Genomic DNA, 22,183 nt, shown 5'->3' with positions numbered 1-22,183 from the left:
ATGAAAATGGCCGGGCAGAATCCTCGACATGCATGGAAGGGCCGCGCGATCGCCGCCGCGATCGTCCTGCTCAGCGCCGCGGCGCTTTGGTACGCGTTCGACCGGTCGTCGCGCTATCCGTCCACCGACGACGCGTCCATCGACGCGGACGTCGTCCACGTCGCTTCTCCCGTGGGCGGCCGCATCGTACGCGTTCCCGTGGAGGAGAACCAGCACGTCTCCAGAGGCGACGTGCTGTTCGAAATCGATCCGGTGCCGTACCGGCTCGCGCTCGCACAGGCGCAGGCCGAGGTCGAGCTGGCGCGCGCCGCACTCGCCACGCGCCGACGCACGCTGATCGGCGAGACGTCGAACGCGACGATCGCTGCCGACCAGACCCGTCGCGCGACGCACAACTACGACCTCGCGACGCGCAGCGTCGATCGGCTGCGGCCGCTCGCAGCGCAAGGCTTTGTGTCCGCGCAGCAGCTCGATCAGGCGGTCGTGGCGCAGCGCGACGCGGGCGTCTCGCTCGCGCAGGCGAAGGTGCAGCAGCGCTCATCTGCGCAGACGATAGGCGACGACGCCGACGCCATCGCGGCACTGCAAGCGCGCGAGGCCGCGCTGGCCATCGCCCAGCACGCGCTCGACGATACGGTCGTGCGTGCGCCGTTCGACGGCTACGTGACGGGCCTGACGATCCTCGCGGGCGAGACGGTCGCGCCGAACCAGTCCATCTTTACACTGGTTCACTCAGGCGAATGGTTTGCCGTGGCGAACTTCCGCGAGACGGCGCTCAGCGCCATCGAGGTGGGCGACTGCGCCACCGTATACTCGATGATCGACCGCAGACAGCCGATGAGCGGCAAGGTGATCGGCATCGGCGCCGGGATCATGGACGCGGACCGCGTGAACCTGCCGCGCAGCCTGCCTTACGTGCAGCAGTCGGTGAACTGGGTGCGCGTGGCGCAACGCTTCCCGGTTCGCGTGCGCATCGAGGCGCCGGTCAACAGACTGGTGCGCATCGGCGCCAGCGCGATCGTCGAGGTCCGGCATGGCCAGTCTTGCCGGTGATATCAGGCGGCCCGGTCCCCGGGAAATCGCAAAGCTGCTCGCGCCGTTTCCGGGGCGCGCCGCGATCGTCACACGCATTGCGCTGATCTGCGCGCTTACGGTGCTCGCGACGGCCGGCTACGCTACGCCGGGAGCCGCGACTTCCGTGTATATCGTGTTCTTCCTGAACCGGCCCGACCGCACGGCGAGCGTGGTCATGTCGATCGCCTTGATGCTGCTCGTGACCGTGATCATCGCGATCGTGATGATTTTCGCGATCTTCACGATCGACCAGCCGCCGCTGCGGGTGGCGAGCATGGCGCTCCTGTCGTTCGGACTGCTATTCGCCACGTCGGCAAGCAAGCTTCGGCCGATCGGCGCGATCCTGGCAATGATCGTCGGCTTCGGGCTCGACGAACTTGGCCTCGCGCCGCTTGGCGAAGCGGCAACGCGCGGCCTGCTGTACGCATGGCTGATGATCGCGATTCCGATTGGCGTGGCGGTCGTCGTGAACCTGGTGATGGCGCCGTCGCCGCGCCGGCTCGCCACCGCGCAGCTTGCGCGGCGCCTGAGGCTCGCTGCGCGCCGCCTCACGGGCACGGCGACCGGCGAGGAGCGCGCCGCGTTCGAAGCGTGCATGCGGGAGGGCGACCATCAGATCCTCACGTGGCTCAAGCTTGCGAAGCTCGAAGGCACGTTGACGCCAACCGACGGCGCGGCGCTGCGCCAGGCGGCGGCGTCCACCACGGCGATTCTGGTCGCGACGGATTTCGCCGCGAGCGAGCAGGACGCGCGCCTGCCCGACGCGTGCGCGGCACGGATTGCCGACACGATGGCGCAGATGGCGGAGATGCTGGAAGAGGGCGGCTATCCCGTGGATGTGACGCTCGAGGCGCCGGACATACCCGAGGAAGCCCCGCTTGCGGAGCTCGTGCTCGCCGCCCTGCGCGCCGCGCTGGAGGGCTTTGCGGTGCCGCCTGCGCAGGCCGCCGCCGTGCCGCTTCCTGCGCCTGAAAAAACCGCCGGGCCTGCCGAACGCAGCGGCTTTTTCGACGCCGACGCCTTTTCGAATCCCGATCACGTCCGATACGCGCTGAAGACCACGGCGGCGGCGATGTTCTGCTACGTGCTGTATCAGCAGCTCGACTGGCAGGGCATACATACGTGCTTCATCACCTGTTATATGGTGTCGCTCAGCACCACGGCCGAAACCGTCGAGAAGTTGACCCTGCGGATCGCGGGCTGCCTCGTCGGCGCTTTGCTCGGCACGGCGGCGATCGTGTTTGTGACGCCTCGCTTGACCTCGGTGGGTGAACTGATGGCGCTGGTGTTCGCGGGCGCCTGGCTGGCCGCGTGGGTGGCGATGGCGTCCGCGCGGATCGCCTACGCGGGCATGCAGATCGCGTTCGCCTTTTTCCTCTGCGTGATCCAGGGCCCAGCGCCTGCGTTCGACCTCACGCTCGCACGCGACCGCGTGATCGGCATTCTGATCGGCAACGTCGTGGTCTATCTGGTCTTCACACGCGTCTGGCCCGTGAGCATCGCCAGCCGGATCGACGCGACGTTCAAGGCGCTCGTTGCACAGTGGAGCCGGATTGCGCGAGCAGCGGACGCCCGCACGCGCGGCGCGCTCGCGGCAGGCGCGCTCGCCCAATACGGCGGACTGCGCCAGGATATCGGCCTGATTCACTACGAGCCATCGTGGGTGCGTCCCGAGCCGGAATGGGTTGCGAGCCGCCGGCGCGCGCTTGCGGAACTCGAGGCGCTGGAGGCGCCGCTAGTCCTCGCGGCAGGGCGCGCGGGCGCGGCGCGGCTGGGTGAAATCGCCCAGCGCCTCGCCGCCGGCGACGACGCGCACATGCAAGCCGCACCGCTTGCCGCAGACACGCAGACGCGAGGCGCCGAGGCCGCGGAGGACCGCACGGCCGACCCAGCACTCGATGCGCTCCAGAGCGTCATCGCCAGGCGGCTCGGACACATCGCCGAGATCACGCGCCCAGCTTCGGCCACGGAGACGACGACCCATGCGCGCCCCTGAACCGACGCCCCGGTTCATCGTTTTGGCCGCCGCGCTGGCTGCCGCATTGGCAATAATCTCGGGATTCGAGGGATGTGCAACGTCGTCGATCGATCTCGCGCCTGCCGCGCCGGACCGTCCCTGGCAGCCGCCGACGGATGCCGGCGGCAACATCGTGCCCGGCCCGCCGCCCAGCGCCAGCGAGGCGACGCGGGCGGGCTTCACGTTGCCGCGCAGCGCCGCACTCGCTTCGATCGAACCCGCGGCGGCGCTCGATGCGAACCACGCGTACACGCTGCCCGAGCTGATCGATCTCGCGGAGTCGACGAACCCGCTCACGCGAATCGCCTGGAACGACGCGCGCAATGCGGCGCTCGCAGCAGGCATCGCGAAGACCGCCTACTTGCCGCAACTCACCGCCACCGCCATGGGCGGATACGAAGCGGCGAGCGGCGCGGCATCGACGCCGCTGCTCGGCAACACATCGACCAGCTCGAACATTCACGGCACGGTTTCGGTGCTATCGCTGCAATGGCTGCTATTCGATTTCGGCGGCCGCCGCGCGCGCCTCGACGCTGCCAGAGAGCTTTCCGTGGCGGCGAACATCGCGTTCACGTCTGTTCATCAGCACGTGATCCACGACGTGAGCGTTGCGTACTACACGTACGAAGCCGCAAGCGCGAGGGAGCATACAGCGCAACAGGCGCTCGACAACGCGGACGGCATTCTCGGCGCCGCACGCGCACGACGAAAGCAGGGCGTGGGCACAGTCGTCGAGGTCGCACAGGCCACGCAGAACCGCGCCCAGGCCAATCTCCTGAAAGTGCAGGCGGACGGCGCGTTGAGCGACAGCTATCTGGGCCTCGTCTCTGCGCTCGGCATTTCGCCGTTATCGAAACCGGTGATCGCCCCGTTGCCGGCGCGTACGCTCACGCCGGCGCTGCACCAGAGCGTCGATGAAATCGTGACCGATGCGCTTGCGCGGCGGCCGGACGTGCAGGGTGCCTATGCGCTGGAACAGGCCAACCAGGCGAAGATCCGCGCGGCCGAATCCGCCTTCATGCCGAAGATATTTCTCTCTGCGACGGCCGCGTACGGCACCGGCACGACGTCGATCACGGCAATTCCCCCAGTCGGCGATCAGGCGGCGACAGTGAACCTGAACGGCAGCCGCCGCAGCGGCAGCATATTCCTCGGCGTGACGATTCCCCTGTACGACGGCGGCTTGCGTTCCGCTGTGCTGATGCAGGCGCGCAATGATGCGGACAGTGCATCCGCGCAATTGACCCATACGAGGCAACAAGCCATCCGGCAGATCGTTGCCGCGCAGAACGGGCTTTCCACGAGCCTCGCCTCGAACGACGCCGCAAAGGCGCTGGTCGAGGCCGCGCAGACGACTTACGACGCGGCGTTCGCCGCTTACCGGCACGGCGTCGGCACCATCACCGACGCACTCCTCACGCAGAATCAGCTGCTCGCCGCTCAGAACGCGTATGCCGACAGCTACAGCGCCGCGCTGTCCGCCGCAGCGACGCTCGCCCTGGCAACGGGTGAGATCGGCTCGGCGTCCATGGAAGGCGAGCCGTCTCAAAAGGATCACTAAACACACTACACCGGCGATTCAGCTGCCAAAATACGGCGTGCAAAAGCTGGCCGGACCAACACAGGCGGGCGGTGCGGGCGTATGCATACGCGAACCCGCGGCCGAGGTGCCCGCCATCGATACGCCACCCATGTCCCGTTGTGCCGAATCTTGCGCGTCTTGTGCCGCTGCGACCTTCGCTTCCGCAGCCTGAATATCAGCGGGATAGTTTATGTCGTTGCCACGGGCCGGGCTGTATCCGGCCTGCTCGACACGCACGAGATCCGCACGCACTTCGGCGCGGGTCACGGGTTGACTGGACTGCGCGAAGCTATATGCCGGGACGGCAACGGCAGAAGCCGCGACGAGAATGCTGAGAAGAAGCCTGGACATGATCGATACTCCTATATATCAGTAATGCGGATGAGTCGGGAGGGAAAGTCGCAGCATCGACTGTGCATGGACGCGAAGACAGGTTCAGGAACGGGCGACTTGAAACATGGCTAAGCGAGGCAAGGCGTTACTGCGTGGTTGCAGTGTAGGTAGGCGCTCCGGTCGCCAAGGTTACCCAGTCATTACAAGAAAATAACGAATCTTCCGTCCCTTTGATTTGATGCCCCGGCGCGGGCACGTCATTTATTCGTAATGACTGGGTAACCCTCTCGTTCGAGGCAGCTTTTTAGACTGGCCGTGTTGTCAATCGACAGCGTCATTCCAAGGAGCTTCCATGTCTTTCCCTTCTTTCCGTTTTGCCGTTGCGCATGCAGCAGCGGCGCTTTGCCTGGTTGCCGGCGCCGCTACGACAGCGCAGGCTGCGCCCATCAAGAACGTCGTCCTCGTGCATGGCGCCTTTGTGGGGGGCGCCGGATGGCGTCCGGTCTACGATATCCTCACGAAGGACGGCTACAACGTCACGCTAGTGCAAGAACCGCTGACGTCATTCAAGGAAGACGTGACAGCTACGAAGCGCGTCATCGATAGCCTGGATGGTCCATGCGTGCTCGTCGGCCATAGCTACGGCGGCGCAATCATCACGGAGGCGGGCAACGACGAACACGTGAAGTCGCTCGTCTACATTGCTGCTCATGCGCTCGATGTAGGCGAAACCGAAGTCTCGAATGGCAAGCGTTATCCAAACGCGACGCCCCATGGGGACATCGTGAAGACAGCCGACGACTATCTGTATTTGAATCCCGCCGACTATCCGCGCGATTTTGCCGCCGACCTTCCGATTGCGCAGGCCGAATTCGAGGCCCATGAACAAATGCCGACGGCGGCAAGTGTATTCGCGTCGGAGATTCCGGATCCGGCATGGAAAATCAAGCCCACGTTTTATCTGGTCGCGAAGGCGGACAAGATCATCAACCCGGACCTCGAACGCATGTACGCGAAGCGGGCTCACGCCCAGACGGTGGAAATCGATGGCGCCAGCCATTCGGTCTACGAGTCGCATCCGAAGGAAGTGGCCGCGCTGATCGAGCAGGCGGCTCAGCAACAGGGGCAGTGATTCGACTCCTGCGCGGCGGCCGGAGACCGGACATCGCAAAGCCAGATGCTGTGCCGATGCGAGGATTGCCGAGTCCACCGGATTCACCGATTTCGAGAATGTCCGGCTTGACCCTATCCGGTTGATAGACTGCCACGGGGAGCCGCACCCGTTCCATTTCCAGCGCCGGCTCCTGGGCGACCGGGTTGCACTGGATGCCTTTGAGCTTCGCGGTGAACTTCGCGCCGGCTAGCCATCCGCGAGGATGTCGGCGAAGCGTCGGCAAGGGTACGTGCAGGGCGTGGACCTGGCTGAGTCGATCCCGGTCTGACACGCTGCCGAGCCGCCGCCGTCGAATCGACGACGCAGCGGCTCGCATCGTCTCTTTAGAACAGGTGTTTGATGCCGGCCGACACCGCCACCTGATTCGACGTGGTCGAAGGCGACAGATAGCCGATCGACGCGACCGCCTCACGGCCCCACGAGTCGATGCCGCTTGCATGCTGGTACGCGGCCGTTGCGTAGAGTTCGGTGGCTTTCGAGAGTGAGTAACCGGCGCCCAGGTTCCACTGTTCATAACGCGCGCCGCCGCTGCCGTTCAGGTTGCCGCCATTCGTGTAATCGAACGACGTACCCACGCGCAGAAATGGTGTGACCTGATAGCGCACGCTCGCACCAACCGTATTGAACGACGCCGTGCCGTGGTAGTTCCGCGTGTTGAGCGAGGGCGTAGCGCCGAGATCGCCATATTGCGTGTTGGACCAGGCAACGCCCAGGATAGCCGAGCCGATCGTCCACGTCGAGGCCACCGCGATCGTCTGCTGCGTGCGGGCGGAAGCAAACCCCGAGATGGACGGATTCGATGCCGGCGACGTGGCGGAACCGGCCGAGCCGAGATTGTTGCCCGTGGCGCTGGCGTTCGCATTCGTGCCATAGAGCGAATTGTTTGGGTTGCGCGCATTGATGATCGACGCCGCGATGGCCAGGTTCGCCCCGGTATAGCTGAAGCCCGCCGACCAGTACTGGTTCTGCGTGAAGTTTCCGGCGATGCCGCCAAGGCTGTACAGCGCGCCGAACCGGAAGCCCGAGAAGGAATCCGAACTGTACTTGATCGAGTTGTTGATGCGGTGCGTGAAGTTCAGGTTGTCGTAGTCGGCCGGATGGATCGCGAGGTTGCCGAAGTACCATGCATAGAGCAGCGGCGAAACATAATCGACCGCGGCATCGGATTGACGCCCGATCGATGCGGTGCCGTAAGTTGGCGCCGCGATCCCGATCCAGGCCTGGCGGCCGAACAGAGTGCCGCCCTGGCCCATCGTGCCGTTGGCGACGCTGAAGCCATTTTCGAGCGTGAACAGCGTCCTGACGCCGCTGCCCAGATCTTCGGCGCCTTTGAGGCCCCAGCGGCTCGAACTCGGGCCCGAGGTGCCGCTGTCGAACTGGGCGACCTGGCCGCCGCCTGCGGGCTTGCCGCCGGCGCCCGTTGCCGACGTTTGAACGTTGTTCGCGTAGGTCACGTTGCCCGTGACGATACCGTAGAGCGTTACGCTGCTTTGAGCGTGAGCGGCGACCGGTGACAGTGCGATGGTAGTCAGGGCGAGAAGTGTCTTTTTCATGTTAAAAATCGGAATCGAGCCGTGATCGACTTCTGGAAAGGCGTGATGAAAAATTCGCTTGATCCGCGAATCCATTTCGTTACGAAAATAAAGTTATCGGAGTGAGAATGAATTGAGTAGAGTTGTTCGGGTTAATTTCATTCAAATAATTCACTTACCGGCAACTATTTTCCGGAGTCGCAGAGGCTCCGGTCAAGGCGAAAACATCGTCAATATCGAACGATTTCTTATACTAATATTTATTTTGTACTGCGATGCGAATGTCGATTCTATAAAAGCCGTTGCCGATGCCGCTTGTATCTGCGGAATCGTTGGCGATGCGGTCCGGGCAGGCGCGATGCTCGCCCGGACCGCGTTTCGTATGCATTCGTGTCACGGGTGCTGCACATCCGACGCTGCCGCGCAAGCGTTTGATGAATGGCGCAGGGATGCGCCTATACAACAAAACGCAGGGGCGAAGCGCGAGCAGACCTGCGCGCCGCTGTCAATCACGCTCCCGAACCATAGCCCGGCGGCGCCCGGAATCCGCCAGACGCTTCTTCCAGCAAGCGCGCAAACGCGACCGGCGTGTGATCTTCCAGCCACGGTCCGAGCACCCGGGCGCCGAGCGGCAGTTCTTCGCGGTCTAGACTCAGTGGGAAGCTCGTTGCGGGCAGACCGGGCAACTCCGGCAAGCCTGCACAGTAGAAGAAGTCGCTGAATCGCTGCGTACGCACGCTGTCCGCGAAAGTCGTCGCAAACGCGCGGTCGTCCTTGGGCTCGCTGTGACCGTAGGGAAAGCATGTGTGGGGGCGACGGGCATAACGGCTACGCCGAACGCCTTGAAAAGCGCTTCTCACGGCAAGCGCAGCACGAAGCAGCGGTCGTTGGCGGCAAGCCAGCCGCGGTGCGAGACTGACGCGCGCTCGCGCGCGGTCTATTGCGCGCAACGTTGGCGTAATCGAGATTCGCGGCGAGAGCGGCTAACGCGGGAAGTAATCGGGCAGGCGGTAACCCTTATAGGTGTCGTTGCGCAGGATCGCGGCGCGGAATTCATTCGAGCGATAGGCCGCGACAATGTCGGCGGTCTCCTGCGAGTTGCGGTTCGCCGACTTGACGACCACCTGATTCACGTAGGGCGAAAGCATCTGTTCGAGCGCGAGCGCTTCGGTGAGGTGGTGCCCGCTCGAAATGGCGAAGTTGCCCTGGATCGCGGCGAAATCGACGTCCTCGAGGGCGCGCGGCGCCTGCGCGGTTTCGAGCGGGACGATGCGAATGCCGGCGGGATTGGCGACCACGTCACGCTCGGAGACATCGACGGGATTGGGGTTCCCGCGAATGCGGATCCAGCCGATGGCCTGGAGAATCTTGAGCGCGCGTTCGAGGTTGACCGGGTCGTTCGGCACGGCGACCGTCGCACCGGGCTTCACTGCGGCGAGAGAATGATGGCGGATGGAGTAAAGGCCCATGGGCGGCGTGGGCACCTGCACGACGCCAACCAGGTCGGTCTTGTTGCGGTCGTTGTAGGCTTTCAGGTAGACGGCGTGCTGCATGACATCGGCGGCGATTTCGCCGTGCCATACGGCCTGATTCGCTTCGAGCCCGGTGCTGAAGTTGACGTACTGGACGGTGTAACCCTTGCGCTTGAGCTGCGGCTCGACGCCCTCGCGGAATTCATCGGCGTAAGGGCCGGGCACGAAGCCGACGCGCAAGACGTGCGCGTTGGCTTCGGCAGCCAGGACGGGCTGCGATTGCAGCGCAAACAGCGTGAAAGCGGAAAGCAATGTTTGGATGACTAATCGATGGCGCATGGCGGATTGCCTGATGTTTTGAAGGGTTTTGAAGGAGGCGTTGATCATCGGACGTGGGGCCGCCTCAGGCCGATTATGGTTGTCGCTTCATGGAGCAGCCAATATCGATTGAAGATTTGCATATCGGTTACTCGCATAGACCACGAGACAAGCCGGAAAGCCGAACGGTTATCTGCGGCGGGAATTAGGAGCGCAGGATTTGATGGTTTCCACGCTGCCGCACGGCTTATAAGATCGACGTCGTCCCTGTTTTTCCGTCGATTTCACGTCGAACCCGTCGAGCATGAACGCACGCCGCAACTTCATCCGAATTTCCGCCGCAGCCGCCGCGATCGCCGCCATACCTGTGCTTGCCGCATCTCCCGCGCGCGCGGCAAGCACCGCGCGCACGCTGCGCATCGGCAATCAGAAGGGCTATCTGAGTCTGCTCAAAGGGCGGGGGACGCTTGAAAAGCGGCTCGCTCCGCTCGGTGTTTCGGTCACGTGGACGGAGTTCGATGCAGGCCCCGTGCAACTGGAAGCGCTGAATGTGGGCTCGATCGACTTTGGTGACGTGGGCGAAGCGCCGCCCATCTTCGCGCAGGCGGCCGGCGCGCCGCTCGCCTATGTCGCGGCCACGGTGCCTCGTCCGCAGTCAGAAGCGGTGCTCGTGCCTCACGCTTCGGCCATCCGCGGCGTCGTGGATCTCAAGGGCAAGACGGTCGCGCTCAATCGCGGCAGCAATGTCCACTATTTCCTCGTGAAGCTGCTGCAAGCGCACAACGTTCAGTATGGCGACGTGAAAGTCGTCTTCCTCGCGCCCGCCGACGCACGCGCGGCCTTCGAGCGCGGCTCCATCGACGCGTGGGTGATCTGGGACCCCTTTTTCGCCGCAGCGCAAAAAAAGCTCGACGCCCGCATCCTTGCCGACGCAACCGGCGTGGTCGGCAACCGGGCCTACTATTTCTCGTCGCTCAATTACGCGAAGCAAAACCCCGATGTCATCAAGATCCTGATCGACGAATTGAGCCGGATCGATCAATGGGGGCAGGCGAATCGCGCGGCGCTCGCCACTCAGCTCGCGCAACTGTGGGGCTTGCCCAACGACGTGGTGAGCGAGGCGATCACACGCGTGCAATTCGGCACGGGCCCCATCACGAAGGCCATTCTTGCCGAGCAGCAGCAGATCGCCAATACGTTCTTCGACCTCAAACTGATTCCGAAGCGCGTGAACGTGCTCGAAGCGGCGGCGCCGGGAATCGTATAGTCCATCCATTGCTGTTCGATCCGTTTGAGCCAAAGGCGCCTATGCACATGAGCAAACCTTCCCGACAGTTGCGCCTCGGCGCATTCCTGATGCAAACCGGCCACCATATCGCGGGCTGGCGCCATCCCGACGCGCAGGCCGACGCGAGCCGCAACTTTCGCCATTATGTCGAGCTTGCGCGTCTGGCCGAGGCCGCGAAATTCGACGCGATCTTTTTCGCCGATTCTTCGGGCGTGCGCAGCACGCATCTCGGGTCGCTCGCCCGCACGGCGCGCAGCGAGTTTTTCGAGCCGCTCACGCTGCTTTCGGCGCTCGCGGCCGTGACCGAGCGTATCGGGCTGATCGCGACCGTTTCCACCTCGTTTCACGAGCCCTTCAACGTGGCGCGCAAATTCGCATCGCTCGACCAGATTTCGGGCGGGCGCGCGGGCTGGAATCTCGTCACGTCGAGCAGCACCTCCGAAGCGCACAACTTCAATCTCGACGAATTGCCCGATCACGCGAGCCGTTATCAGCGCGCGGCGGAATTCCACGACGTCGTGCTCGGCCTTTGGGATTCCTGGGACGACGACGCTTTTCCGCGCGACAAGGCGAGCGGCATCTACCTCGATACGGAGAAGCTGCACGTGCTCGAGCATCGCGGCGACTTCTTCAAGGTGCGCGGGCCGCTCAACGTGTCACGCTCGCCGCAGGGCCGCCCTGTCGTGGTGCAGGCGGGCGCCTCCGAGTCGGGCCGCGAGCTTGCGGCGCGAACGGCCGAAGTGATCTTCGTCGCGCATCAGACCTTCGATGAAGCGAAAGCCTTCTACGCCGATATCAAGGGCCGCCTGCCGCGCTACGGGCGCGAGGCCGACGACGTGAAAATCATGCCCGGCATCTTTCCCGTGGTCGGGAGCACTCAGGCGGAGGCTGAAGAAAAGTTCGAACAACTCCAGGCGCTCGTCGACCCCGTGGTGGGGGTGGCGCTGCTTTCCAGCGTGATCGGCGGCGTGGATCTTTCCGCGTACGACGTGGACGGCCCGATCCCCGATCTGCCCGAAACCAACGGCCCGAAAAGCCGTCAGCATCTGCTCGTCGACCTCGCACGCCGCGACAAGCTCACGATCCGCCAGCTGTATTTGCGCATTGCCGGGGCGCGCGGCCATCAACAGGTGGTCGGCACGCCGCAAAGCATTGCCGATCAGTTGCAGCAATGGTTCGAGGAGGGCGGCGCCGACGGCTTCAACATCATGGCGCCTTACTTCCCCGGCGGCCTCACCGACTTTGTCGATCTCGTGCTGCCCGAATTGCGGCGGCGCGGGCTTTTCCGCACCGAATACGAAGGCCGCACGTTGCGCGATCACTTCGGGCTCAAGCGCCCCGCGCGCGGCAGCTATCCCTGAGCCTGACCCAACCGGAATTCGCCCTATGTCTCAACGCACCCCTGACAACACCACCCACGCCGATATCGACTCTGAACACCACGCCGCCTGGGGCGCGCCGCCGAGCGAGCGCTATGAAGCGCTCGCGCGCGACTGGCGGCCGCTCTTTGCGCGCATCCGCGCGAGCGCCGTCGAACGCGATATCGCTCACCGACTGCCGCACGAGGAGATCAAGTGGTTACGCGAGGCGGGCTTCACGCGCCTGCGTTTGCCGCGCGGGCAGGGTGGCGTGGCCGCGACGCTCCCCGAACTGTTCGGATTGCTGATCGAACTGGGTGCCGCCGATACGAACGTGGTGAACGCGGTGCGTGCACATCTCGGCTTTGTGGAAGACGTGCTCACCGCACACGAAGCCGAATGGCAGGCGCACTGGCTGGGCAAGCTGTCTGCGGGCGACCTGATCGGCGCCGGTCTTTCCGAAGCGGGCAGCGCGAAGGTCGGCACCTTCGCCACGACAATCACGCGCACGCCGCAAGGCATTCGCCTCAACGGGCGCAAGTTCTACACCACGGGCTCGCTGTTCGCCGACTGGGTGGCTGTCGCCGCGCAAGACGGCGAAAACACCGTTTATCTTCAGGTGCCGCGCACAACGCCAGGCGTCGAGGTGATCGACGACTGGGACGGCTTCGGCCAGGCGCTCACGGCCAGCGGCACGGCGACCTTCGTGGATGTCGCCATCGAGCCCGATTGGATTCGCCCTTCCGACACGCGTTTTCCGTACGCCGTGGCGTTCTATCAGCTCGTGCATCTGGCGTCGCTGGCCGGCATCGGCCGCGCGCTCGCCGACGATGTCGCGCGCCGCGTGCGCCGCCGCGACCGCGTCTACAGTAACGGCAATGCGGAGCGCGTTGCCGACGACCCGCAGATTCTCCAGGTGGTCGGCCGCCTGCACAGCGCCGCCTATGCGGCGCGCGCGGTAGTGTTGCAGGCCGCGAAGGCGATCCAGCGCAGCTACGAGGCGCACCAGGACGCCGCCGCGAGCGAATCGCGCCGTCAGGAGGCGCGCAGTCAGGCAGTTGTCCAGGCGCATGCCGACGCACACGTTGAAGTGGACCAGTCCGTCTCGGTCATTACGCGGCTTGTGCTGGATGCGAGCACGGATCTCTTCGACGCGCTCGGCGCATCGGCCACGCTGCGTACCGAAGGGCTCGACCGCTACTGGCGCAATGCGCGTACCATTTCTTCGCATAACCCGCGCGTGTATCGCGAGCGGCAAGTCGGCGCGTTCGCCGTGAACGGCACCGTGCCGCCGAGTTTTTATCGCGTGGGCAAAGGTTGATTGCAGCAGCAGTGTCTGCCAGCGCGGATCTTCGAGCGGCCACGACCTTGCGGTAATCGAGAATCGCCCACGTGTCGGCGCCTGCTCAGGCTTTCACACGCCCAGCGCGCGACGCGCGGCCATTGTGCGCAGCAAGCTGTTGGACGGCGCGTGAATGCGCGCGCACTGCACATTGCGGTGATGGCGTTCGAGCGGATTGTGCCGCGCGATGCCATGGTTGCCCGCGAGCTCCAACGCGATATCCACGGCCGCGATGGCGTTGTCCACGACGGTATGCTTGACCATGGCGGAAAGTTCGGCGCTCGCGGTGCCCGCGTCGATCGCATCGGCATGCGTGCGCAACAGCCAGTCGTTGGCCGTCAGCAGCATTTCGATGCGTCCCACGCTTTCCTGCACGATGGGCACGCTGGCGAGCGACGCCCCGCCGAGCGCGCCCGGCTTGCGCTCGTTGAGGAAGGCGAGCAGCCAGTCGCGTGCGGCGCGCGCCGCACCGTCGTACACCGTGCCGACCAGACTGAAGTACCACGCCGTCGCGTGCGGATCGCGCTGCACGCCGAGATGCGCGGGCTTTAGCCCGACGACATCGTCGATGGGAACCGCCACGTCCGTGAACACCACGTCGTGACTCGCCGTGGCCCGCATGCCTAGCGGGTCCCAGGTCTCCACGATGCGCACGCCAGCCGCCTCGCGAGGCACGATAAAGTGGCCGAGGCGCGGTTCCGGCTCGTCGGTGCGGGCCAGCACGTTGATCCACGTAAGCAACGGCGCGCCCGTCACATAGAGTTTGTGCCCCGTGATGCGCCACACGTCGCCATCGCGGCGTGCGAGCGTCTCGGGCAGGCCGCCATGCGAGGGCGAGCCGAGCGCGGGCTCGACCTGGGCCGCGTTGACGAGCGCCCGGCCTTCCACGCTGGCACGCGTGAGACGCCGCGCGAGCGCCGCGGGCCAGTTGCCCGTGTGTTCCTTGTGTTCGCGCGCGTCGCGCACAATCATGGCGTGCTGGCTGTAGTGCATCGAGAGAATGAGCGCGACGGATGGATCGCCATAGGCGATCTCCGCGACAATGGCGCGCGACAGCGCGAGCCCCGCGCCGTAGCCACCATCGCTGCGCGCAATATTCGCGCGCAGCAAACCGGCCTCACGCAACGCGCGGAATTGCTCGAGCGGCGCGGTGGCGTTGCGGTCATGCTCGTCGGCCACGGCGGCGAAGGCGCGGCCGAGCAGCGCGGCGCGTTCGACCAGCGCGGCAGCCTGATCGTCGCCGCGCGCGAGCGCGGCGTCCGGAGTGAATGCGTTCACAGTGCGCTCCCTTGGCATTGGCCGGTTAGCGTTCGCCGCCCGGCGCGCGTGCGTCCCGCGGGGCGCCATGGCGCACGAGGCGTCCGAAGAACGGATGGCCGGGGTCGTTGAAGCCCGGTGTCGACGGGTGGCCGCTCGCAACCAGCGAATCGACGAATGCTTCGTCATCCGAATCGAGCCGGTACTGGAGCGCGGGCAGGTAGTCGCGCCATTGCGCCTCGGTGCGCGGGCCCGCGATGGCCGAGGTGATATAGCGGCTGTTGAGCACCCACGCCAGCGCGAACTGCGCGGCCGTGAGACTGCGCGCGCGTGCGTGCGCCTCGACGCGCCGCGCGAGTTCGATCGTCTCCGGCCGCCATTCGGTTTCGCTCAGGCGGCGGTCCTGGCGTCCAGCGCGCGTATCGGCGCCGGGTTGTGCGCCGGGCTCGTACTTCGCGGTCAGCACGCCGCGCGCGAGCGGGCTGTACGAGATCACGCCGAGCCCATAGTGCCAGGCGGCGCTCAACTGCTCCGCTTCGACCTGGCGATTGGCGAGGTTGTAGAGCGGCTGGCTTGCAACGGGGCGCGGCACGCCCAGCAAATCGGCCACGCGGCTGAACTCGGCAATGCGCCATGCGCGATGATTCGATAAACCATAGTGGCGCAGCTTGCCGGCCGCGATCAGATCGCCCAGCGCGCGCACGGTTTCCTCGACCGGCGTGTGATGGTCCTCGCGATGGAGATACACGAGGTCCAGATAATCGGTGTTCAGGCGCGCCAGACTCGCTTCGACGGCGCGGATCACGTGCTTGCGCGCGGCGCCCGCCGCGTTGATATCGCGGCCGCCGCCCGGCGTGAAGTCGAAGGGGTTGCCGAACTTCGTGGCGAGCACCCAGCGGTCGCGCTGCCGGGCAATATGGCGGCCGACCACGCGCTCCGATTCGCCCTGGTGATAGACGTCGGCGGTATCGATCGAATTCACGCCTTGTTCCTGCGCCGCGCCGATGATGCGCTCGGCGGTAGCCTCGTCGGTTTGTCCGCCGAACATCATCGTGCCGAGCGTGAGCGTGGAGATTTTCAGGCCGCTATGGCCAAGTTGCCGGTATTCCATGAATTTTCCTTGAGTCGTTCAAGCAACGTGACGTGTGCACGCTTAGTGCGAAAGCCAGACATCGGCGAAACTCGCGGCCGTGCCGTCGGGTGAAATGGTGTGGTCGTGCACGCGTTTCGCGGCGAGCGTGACCCATTGCGGCGAGACGAGATTCAGGTCGGGCAGGTCGCGCTCCAGAATGCGCTGGATTTGTGCGAACTGCTGCTTGCGCTTCGTATCGTCGCTTTCTCGCGCAGCTTGCGCAAAGAGGCTGTCGATTTGCGGGTTGCTGTAGTGCGAGCCGTTGGTGAAGGGCACGCCAGGGCGGAAGTTGTCGGTCGTGTACAGACGCGCCACGCCCACTACCGGATCGAACAGATTGCTCATGCCGTTCGCCGTGAAATCGAACTGCCGGTCGGTGTAGACACGTTTCAGATAAGCGGCGAGATCCTGATTGCGGATCGTCACGGCGATTCCCACGCGCGCGAGCGCCGACTTGATGTACTCGCCCGTGCGTGCGGGCAGGTCGCCGATAGGCAGCGGGTCGAGCGTGAGCGCGAAGCGCGTGCCGTCCGCCTTGCGCGGATAACCGGCCTCGTCGAGCAGGCGGTTCGCGCGCGCGATGTCGAACGGATAGGGCGAGGGCGTCGCGTCGTAGTAGGGGTTCGACGGCATCAGCGGACTCGCGGTCGGCGTGGCATAACCGTAGTAGATGATCTTGCGGATCACCTCGCGGTCGATGGCCGAGGCAATCGCCTGGCGCACCTTCAACTGCTTGAGCACGGGATTGTCAAGATTGAACTCGATGCGCTGCACGCCCGCCTGGAATTCGTAGCCGCGCGTTTCGATGCCGAGTTTCGGATTGGCCTTCAGGCGATCGAGGTCGGCGAGCGGCACGGGCGTATCGCCGCCGATATCGACCGAACCGTCCTCGAATGCCACCGCGCGGGCAGCCGGGTCGGCGATGATCTTGACGATGATGCGGTCCAGATACGGCTTGCCGGCGTTCCAGTAGTCGTCGTTGCGCGCATATTCGATGTAGCTGCCGCGCACCCATTTGACGAAGCGGAACGGTCCGGTGCCGATGGGCGCGTTGTTGGCCGGATTGGCGAGGACGTCCTTGCCCTCGTAGAGGTGCCTGGGCAGGATCGGCGTTTCCGAAGCCGAGAACGCGCGGATCAGCCACGGCGCGGGCTCGCTGAGCGTGAGGACGACCGTATAGGGATCGGGCGTGGCGATGGCGCTCACGTTTGCGAACGTCGTGCGCGCGCGCGGATGCACCTTGCGCAGGGCTTCGATGGACCACGCCGCGTCCGCCGACGTGAACGGCGCGCCGTCATGCCATTTCACGCCGTGCCGCAGATGAAACACATAACGGCGGCCGCCATCCTCGATTTCCCATGAGGTGGCGAGCAGCGGCTTGGGCTTCAGGTCGAAGTCGTAATCGAGCAGCCCTTCGATCACTTTCGGGCTGACCTTGAGGACATTCACGGCGGTCGTCGCGACATCCACAAGCGACGTCGGCTCAGGCGTCACCACGAAATTGAGCGTGCCGCCGCGCGTTTGCGCATGCGCGGCCACGTGCGCGAGTACGCTCGCCGCGACCATGAGCATCAGGAAGACACGGCGGCGCGCCGTGAGCAGGAGGGCAGGAATCATCGGTTCGGCTAAGGCGGTCAGCGGAAAAAGGCGCGCCGGCAGGCGGCGCTTCATGAGTGTTGTCGATGGATCGAATTAGGCGGCGATTGCGGCGGCGCGCTGCGCGTGACGCGCGAGCGCCGCTTCGAGCGGTGCGGGCTCGACCCATCGTGCGAAGTCGAAATCGGTCGGGATGAATCCGTGCTCGAAAAGGAAGTGCTTGAAGTGCTCCAGCGCGTCGAGCGCAGCGGCATCGAGGCCGATTCCCAGTTGCCGGTGCAGCCCGGCCGGATAGGCGCGCGTGACCCAGTGCTCGGCGCTGCGCACTTCGCGCCCGACATAGCGCGTGACCTCGCCGGGGTGCGCGCCCGCCCACGCGGCGACGTCGAGTGTGCGCGCGAGCACGCGTTCGACGAGGTCGGGCCGTTCGCGCAGCAATTGCGCATCGACCGTGAGCGGCCGTGGCGTGCCGTTGTTCGCGTGCGCGCGGCGGTCGGGATGCGCGCTGATGTCGATCAGCACGCGCGCGCCGAGGACGTTGGCGATGTCCAGACCCGTCGCGCCCTTGACGAACACCACGTCGGCTTCGCCGCGCAGGAGCGCCGCCGCCTCGCGCGAAAATTCGTGGGCGCGTTGCGTATCGAGCCACTCGGCGAGCGGCGCGGCGTCGTGGGCCTTCGCATGGGCGAGGCCACGGGGCGCGTGCGGCAAATCGACAAGCTGGACGTCGGCTGGCGAGGCGCCGATGGCTTCGAGCAGCGTGTGGAAACCGCGCAGCGCGGTGGCGCGATGAAAATCGACTACTTCGGCGGCCGTATTGATCGGCAATCCGAGGCGACGCCCGGCTAGCGAAGCACGCGTTGCCTTAAGGTGCGGATCGAGCGTGATGAGAGCCTGGAACTCGTCGACCCAGCTTATGCCGATGAGCCGCGTGTCGCTGCCTTGCGCGCGCGCCCACAGCGCCGGTATGTTGCCGCCCTGCCGAAACGACCACGGCTGCGTGTGCGTGAAATGCGAGCGACGGATCGCAGGGTCGTCGGCGTCCTGCAACGCCTTCACTTCGATGCCGTCGGCGGCAAATTCTTCTTGCAGCAAGCCTTGCTGCGCGGCAATGCCGAATGGCGTCGGCGCGGGGCAACGGGTGTACCAGAGAAGCGTCATGATGATTCCTGGGTCGCGAGTGGGCGCTGCGCGCACGACGTCCGGCGCGGGCAGCATGGAGCAGACGATTATCGGCAAGCGCTTGCCGCAGGGTCAAAGAACGAAAAGTGAAATCGGTCCATGCGTAGGCGTGGTTTGCTTGTGCGGCAATGTCGTGCTGCTAGACTGTACGTAATGCAGACCAACGCAGACAGGCGAATGACAAAATGCGAAATCCGTGGTTAGGCGCGGGCCTCACGACCATCATCGGCGCGACCGAGGCCGAGGCGCGGCGGCCACACGGTGCGCGAGTTGATCCGGTCACTCGCGTGCGGGGGGGCGGGCATCGCCTGATCGTCTGGATACCTGAGCAAGTCGCAGACGATATCGAGCACTGGTTCAAGGGCGAGGCCGCGAATCTGTAACTGCTGCAACCTGCGCTTAGCGGCGCAGACCGGCTTCGTGCAGCAAAGGCAGCACACGCTCGCCGAAGAAGTCGAGGTCGGGCTGGAAATCGAAGAAACTCAACTGCACGCCGTCGATACCCGCCTCGTGCAACTCGACGATCTTCCCGGCCACCTCTTCGGGCGAGCCCACGATCGTGATGTTGCCGCCCACCGCGCGCGAGGCCGCCTTCGCACGATCCTCGAAACCGCCGCGCCACGCATGCGCGTCGCTGTCGAAGCGATGAAAGCTCCCTTCGTCGGCGTGCGCGACGATGGCGTCGTGATAGGCGTGCGCCTCGGCGGACGTTTCGCGGCAGATCACCATCGGATTGATCAGCGTGCGCACCTCGCGCCCATACGCGCGCGCGGCGGCCTTCACGCGCGCGGTGTGCGCGGGCAACGCCTCCAGCGCGCGATCGATCTGCGGGCCCGCCGGGCTCGTGATGAACACCACGTCGGAGTAGCGGGCCGCAAAATCGATGCCCGCGTCGGACCCCGTCGCATTGATGAGCAGCGGGCGTCCGTAGCGCGGCTTGGGCGTGACGAACGCGCCTTGCAGTCGCCAGCTTGAAAGTTCCGGTTCGAAACTGAAGTTATCCGGTTGCGCCCACAACTGTTGAACGGCGTCGAGGAATTCGGCCGCCATGTCATAACGCCGGTCGTGCTCGATACGATTCCAGCCGAACATCTCGTGCTCGACCGCGCGGTGCCCCGTGACCACGTTGATGCCCCAGCGGCCGCGCGAGATGTGGTCCAGCGTGGCCGTGAACTTCGCGAAGTGCAGCGGGTGCCATGGCCCGTAGAGCACATGGGTCGTGGCGGCGAGAATGATGCGCTCGGTGCGTGCGGTGAGCGCGGCCAGCGTCATGAAGGAGTCGAGCGCCTGGCCGTCGAATACGCCGCCATAACCGCCTTTCGGCAGCCATTGCGACAGGGCGAAGACGAGATCGAAGCCGAGCGCTTCGCACTTCTGCACGAGCGCGGCATTGTAGTCGAACGACCAGTCCGTGCTGCGTGGCAGCGTGGAGGCGCTCCAGCCGCCCGCCTGTATCGGCAGGAACAGGCCCAGCATGAGCGGCTGCGCGAAGGCGCGCGCCGCCGGGCTGTCGGCAAAGGCGGCGGGAGAGGCCACGGGAACGAAGGGCGTCGATGTGCGGGAAGAAACGGCAGACGATGCGTGCGGCTGCGCCACGGGAGCCACGGAAGTTTCGCTCAAGACGGACACCTTGGAGGTTCGTTGCGGCGCGGGGCGCCTTGCGGGTGGATCGATGGATTAAACACGCCGCGCGCGCGAATAACAAAGAAGCTTTTCTGCTTTCCAATTGAGGCGCCGCGTTGCCGCTTTTACCGTTGGGCGCGCCGGGTCATATGGTTAGCAGCATCGCTTGGTTAGCGCGTGAGAGGGCCGTTGCTACGATTGCAGATCTGTCGCCACAGCTCGAATTTACCGGCTCTGGCAGATCGCCACGCCCGGCCTCATCGAAATCGGAACGCATCAGCATGTCACGTTTGACCCGTCGAGCATTTCTTGTTGCAAGCGGCGCGGCCGCCGCCACGGCGGGGCTTCCCGCGCTTGCCCGCGCCCAGGGTGCCGTCGCGCGCAAGCGCGGCGGCACGCTGAACGTATTGATCAATCCCGAGCCGCCGGTGCTGGTGTCGATCTTCCAGACCACGGGACCGGCGCTCGCCGCGAGCTCGAAGGTGCTGGAAGGGCTGCTCGCCTATGACTTCGACCTGCGCCCGCAGCCGCAACTCGCGACCGCGTGGACCGTGAGTCCCGATGGTTTGCGCTACACGTTCAAGCTGCGGCCGAACGTGCGCTGGCACGACGGCCAGCTGTTCACGTCCGCCGACGTGGCGTTCTCGGTGGAACTGCTCAGGGCGATTCACCCGCGCGGGCGCAGCACCTTTGCGAACGTGACGAAGGTACAGACGCCCGACGCGAATACGGCCATCATCGAATTGTCGAAGCCCGCGCCATTTCTCATCAAGGCGCTTTCGGCTGGCGAGTCGCCGATCGTGCCGAAGCATCTGTACGCCACGGGCGATCCGCTCACCAACCCGCACAACAACGCACCGGTCGGCACCGGGCCGTTTCGCTTCAAGTCGTGGACGCGCGGCGCGAGCATCGTCTACGAACGCAATCCCGACTACTGGGACACGGGCAAGCCGTATATCGACGCGCTCGTCTACAAGGTCATTCCCGATCCGGCCGCGCGCTCGGCGGCGTTCGAAACCGGCGCGCTCGATCTGGGCGGCGAGAACCCGGTGCCGCTCACCGACCTGCCGCGCCTCACGCAACTGCCGCAGCTTACGACGGAAACGCGCGGCTACCGCTTTCTCGAACCGCTCGCGGAGATCGACTTCAATCTCGATCATCCGGTGCTCAAGGACCAGCGCGTGCGCCAGGCCATTGCGCACGCGATCAACCCGCAGGTCGTGCAAAAGACGGTGGCCTATGGTTACGCCGACGTCTCGCCCACGCCCATCACGCCCGCTTCGCCGTATCACGACGCACAGCTCGCGCCTTACGCGTTCGATCCGCAGGCGGCGGAGGCGCTGCTCGACGCAGCAGGCAAGCCGCGCGGCGCGGACGGCGTGCGCTTCAAGCTGACCCACGATTACCTGCCGTACGGCGACTTGTACCAGCGCCAGGCGGGCTATGTGAAGTCGGCGCTTGCGCGCGTGGGTATCGACGTCACGGTCCGCTCGCAGGATTTGCCGTCGTTCCTCAAGCGCGTCTATGCCGACCGCCAGTTCGATTTCACGAGTATCGGCGTGAACACGCTGTTCGATCCGGCCGTAGGCGTGCAGCGTCTTTATTGGTCGAAGAATATCCGCCCCGGCGTGCCGTTCTCGAACGCGCCGCATTACAGCAGCCCGGAAGCGGACCGTCTGCTCGAAGCCGCCTCGGTCGAGATCGACGAAAACCGCCGCGTGGTCCTCTACAAGCAGTTCCAGCAGACCGTTTATCGCGATCTGCCGATCCTCAACCTCGTCGCGCCGCGCATGGTCACGCTCGCGAACCGCCGCGTGCACGATCACACGGTGAGCGCGCAGGGCCTGGAGGGCAACTTCGCCGATGTCTGGCTGAGTGCCTGAAATGCGTGCCGAACTGCGTG

Annotated in this window: 19 protein-coding genes; 10 read left to right on the top strand and 9 right to left on the bottom strand. The window is 65.2% G+C overall.

Annotated features, from left to right (window positions below; genetic code table 11):
- The 3 genes from mdtN to C7411_RS22600 are packed head-to-tail and all read left to right on the top strand — an operon-like array spanning position 1 to position 4,652.
- Positions 1–1,053: a multidrug transporter subunit MdtN gene (mdtN, locus tag C7411_RS22610; RefSeq protein WP_110386282.1), complete on the top strand. Its 1,053-nt coding sequence runs from the start codon at positions 1–3 to the stop codon at positions 1,051–1,053.
- Positions 1,034–3,070, top strand: coding sequence for an FUSC family protein (locus tag C7411_RS22605; RefSeq protein ID WP_110386281.1), 2,037 nt, complete (start codon positions 1,034–1,036; stop codon positions 3,068–3,070). The genes mdtN and C7411_RS22605 overlap by 20 nt, the downstream gene beginning before the upstream one ends.
- Positions 3,057–4,652, top strand: coding sequence for a TolC family protein (locus tag C7411_RS22600; RefSeq protein WP_110386280.1), 1,596 nt, complete (start codon positions 3,057–3,059; stop codon positions 4,650–4,652). Before C7411_RS22605 ends, C7411_RS22600 begins: the two co-directional genes overlap by 14 nt.
- An 18-nt stretch (positions 4,653–4,670) precedes the next feature.
- Here the strand turns inward: C7411_RS22600 and C7411_RS22595 are convergent, their stop codons facing one another.
- Positions 4,671–5,024: a DUF4148 domain-containing protein gene (locus tag C7411_RS22595; protein WP_110386279.1), complete on the bottom strand. Its 354-nt coding sequence runs from the start codon at positions 5,022–5,024 to the stop codon at positions 4,671–4,673.
- A gap of 334 nt (positions 5,025–5,358) precedes the next feature.
- On the opposite strand from C7411_RS22595, the gene C7411_RS22590 reads away from it, so the two are divergent.
- Positions 5,359–6,138 (top strand): alpha/beta hydrolase, encoded by a 780-nt coding sequence (locus C7411_RS22590; RefSeq protein ID WP_110386278.1) that lies wholly within the window; start codon positions 5,359–5,361, stop codon positions 6,136–6,138.
- 64 nt (positions 6,139–6,202) lie between these two features.
- Complete coding sequence (locus tag C7411_RS39000; RefSeq protein ID WP_423802846.1) at positions 6,203–6,370, top strand: DUF7686 domain-containing protein; 168 nt, start codon at positions 6,203–6,205, stop codon at positions 6,368–6,370.
- A 133-nt stretch (positions 6,371–6,503) separates the two neighbouring features.
- Here C7411_RS39000 and C7411_RS22585 read toward each other — a convergent pair whose 3' ends face one another.
- The 3 genes from C7411_RS22585 to C7411_RS22575 form a co-directional block, all read right to left on the bottom strand.
- Positions 6,504–7,733 (bottom strand): porin, encoded by a 1,230-nt coding sequence (locus C7411_RS22585; RefSeq protein ID WP_110386390.1) that lies wholly within the window; start codon positions 7,731–7,733, stop codon positions 6,504–6,506.
- Positions 7,734–8,221: 488 nt separating this feature from the next.
- Entirely contained in the window at positions 8,222–8,449 is a 228-nt protein-coding gene (locus C7411_RS22580; protein ID WP_110386277.1) for a hypothetical protein, read from the bottom strand.
- Between the two features lie 246 nt (positions 8,450–8,695).
- Positions 8,696–9,523 (bottom strand): MetQ/NlpA family ABC transporter substrate-binding protein, encoded by an 828-nt coding sequence (locus C7411_RS22575; protein ID WP_110386276.1) that lies wholly within the window; start codon positions 9,521–9,523, stop codon positions 8,696–8,698.
- 283 nt (positions 9,524–9,806) lie between these two features.
- Between C7411_RS22575 and C7411_RS22570 the strand changes: the two genes are divergently transcribed.
- The 3 genes from C7411_RS22570 to C7411_RS22560 are packed head-to-tail and all read left to right on the top strand — an operon-like array spanning position 9,807 to position 13,469.
- Positions 9,807–10,769, top strand: a complete 963-nt coding sequence (locus tag C7411_RS22570) for a sulfonate ABC transporter substrate-binding protein (RefSeq protein ID WP_110386275.1) — start codon at positions 9,807–9,809, stop codon at positions 10,767–10,769.
- A 47-nt stretch (positions 10,770–10,816) separates the two neighbouring features.
- Entirely contained in the window at positions 10,817–12,151 is a 1,335-nt protein-coding gene (locus C7411_RS22565) for an LLM class flavin-dependent oxidoreductase (protein ID WP_110386274.1), read from the top strand.
- A gap of 25 nt (positions 12,152–12,176) precedes the next feature.
- Positions 12,177–13,469: an acyl-CoA dehydrogenase family protein gene (locus C7411_RS22560; RefSeq protein WP_110386273.1), complete on the top strand. Its 1,293-nt coding sequence runs from the start codon at positions 12,177–12,179 to the stop codon at positions 13,467–13,469.
- 93 nt (positions 13,470–13,562) lie between these two features.
- Here C7411_RS22560 and C7411_RS22555 read toward each other — a convergent pair whose 3' ends face one another.
- The 4 genes from C7411_RS22555 to C7411_RS22540 all read right to left on the bottom strand — a co-directional run bounded on the left by C7411_RS22555 (position 13,563) and on the right by C7411_RS22540 (position 18,636).
- Entirely contained in the window at positions 13,563–14,768 is a 1,206-nt protein-coding gene (locus C7411_RS22555; RefSeq protein WP_243413292.1) for an acyl-CoA dehydrogenase family protein, read from the bottom strand.
- Between the two features lie 25 nt (positions 14,769–14,793).
- The gene (locus C7411_RS22550) at positions 14,794–15,858 is read right to left on the bottom strand and encodes an aldo/keto reductase (protein ID WP_110386271.1); all 1,065 of its coding nucleotides are present in this window, start codon (positions 15,856–15,858) and stop codon (positions 14,794–14,796) included.
- Between the two features lie 42 nt (positions 15,859–15,900).
- Positions 15,901–17,496, bottom strand: coding sequence for an ABC transporter substrate-binding protein (locus C7411_RS22545; protein ID WP_110386389.1), 1,596 nt, complete (start codon positions 17,494–17,496; stop codon positions 15,901–15,903).
- A gap of 75 nt (positions 17,497–17,571) precedes the next feature.
- Positions 17,572–18,636 (bottom strand): ABC transporter substrate-binding protein, encoded by a 1,065-nt coding sequence (locus tag C7411_RS22540; protein ID WP_110386270.1) that lies wholly within the window; start codon positions 18,634–18,636, stop codon positions 17,572–17,574.
- Between the two features lie 206 nt (positions 18,637–18,842).
- Here C7411_RS22540 and C7411_RS22535 point away from each other — a divergent pair, with 206 nt between their 5' ends.
- On the top strand, positions 18,843–19,040 hold the full coding sequence (locus C7411_RS22535) for a hypothetical protein (protein WP_110386269.1): 198 nt from the start codon (positions 18,843–18,845) through the stop codon (positions 19,038–19,040).
- Positions 19,041–19,056: 16 nt separating this feature from the next.
- On the opposite strand, the gene C7411_RS22530 is transcribed toward C7411_RS22535, so the two are convergent.
- Positions 19,057–20,253, bottom strand: a complete 1,197-nt coding sequence (locus C7411_RS22530; protein WP_243413299.1) for an LLM class flavin-dependent oxidoreductase — start codon at positions 20,251–20,253, stop codon at positions 19,057–19,059.
- Between the two features lie 308 nt (positions 20,254–20,561).
- On the opposite strand from C7411_RS22530, the gene C7411_RS22525 reads away from it, so the two are divergent.
- Positions 20,562–22,163 (top strand): ABC transporter substrate-binding protein, encoded by a 1,602-nt coding sequence (locus C7411_RS22525; RefSeq protein ID WP_110386267.1) that lies wholly within the window; start codon positions 20,562–20,564, stop codon positions 22,161–22,163.
- The last annotated feature ends 20 nt before the right edge of the window (positions 22,164–22,183 follow it).

The sequence above is a fragment of the Paraburkholderia silvatlantica genome (assembly GCF_003096715.1).
Taxonomy (GTDB): Bacteria; Pseudomonadota; Gammaproteobacteria; order Burkholderiales; family Burkholderiaceae; genus Paraburkholderia; species Paraburkholderia silvatlantica.
Note: the sequence above shows the minus strand (reverse complement) of the source record. Positions and strands in the feature narration are given on the sequence as shown.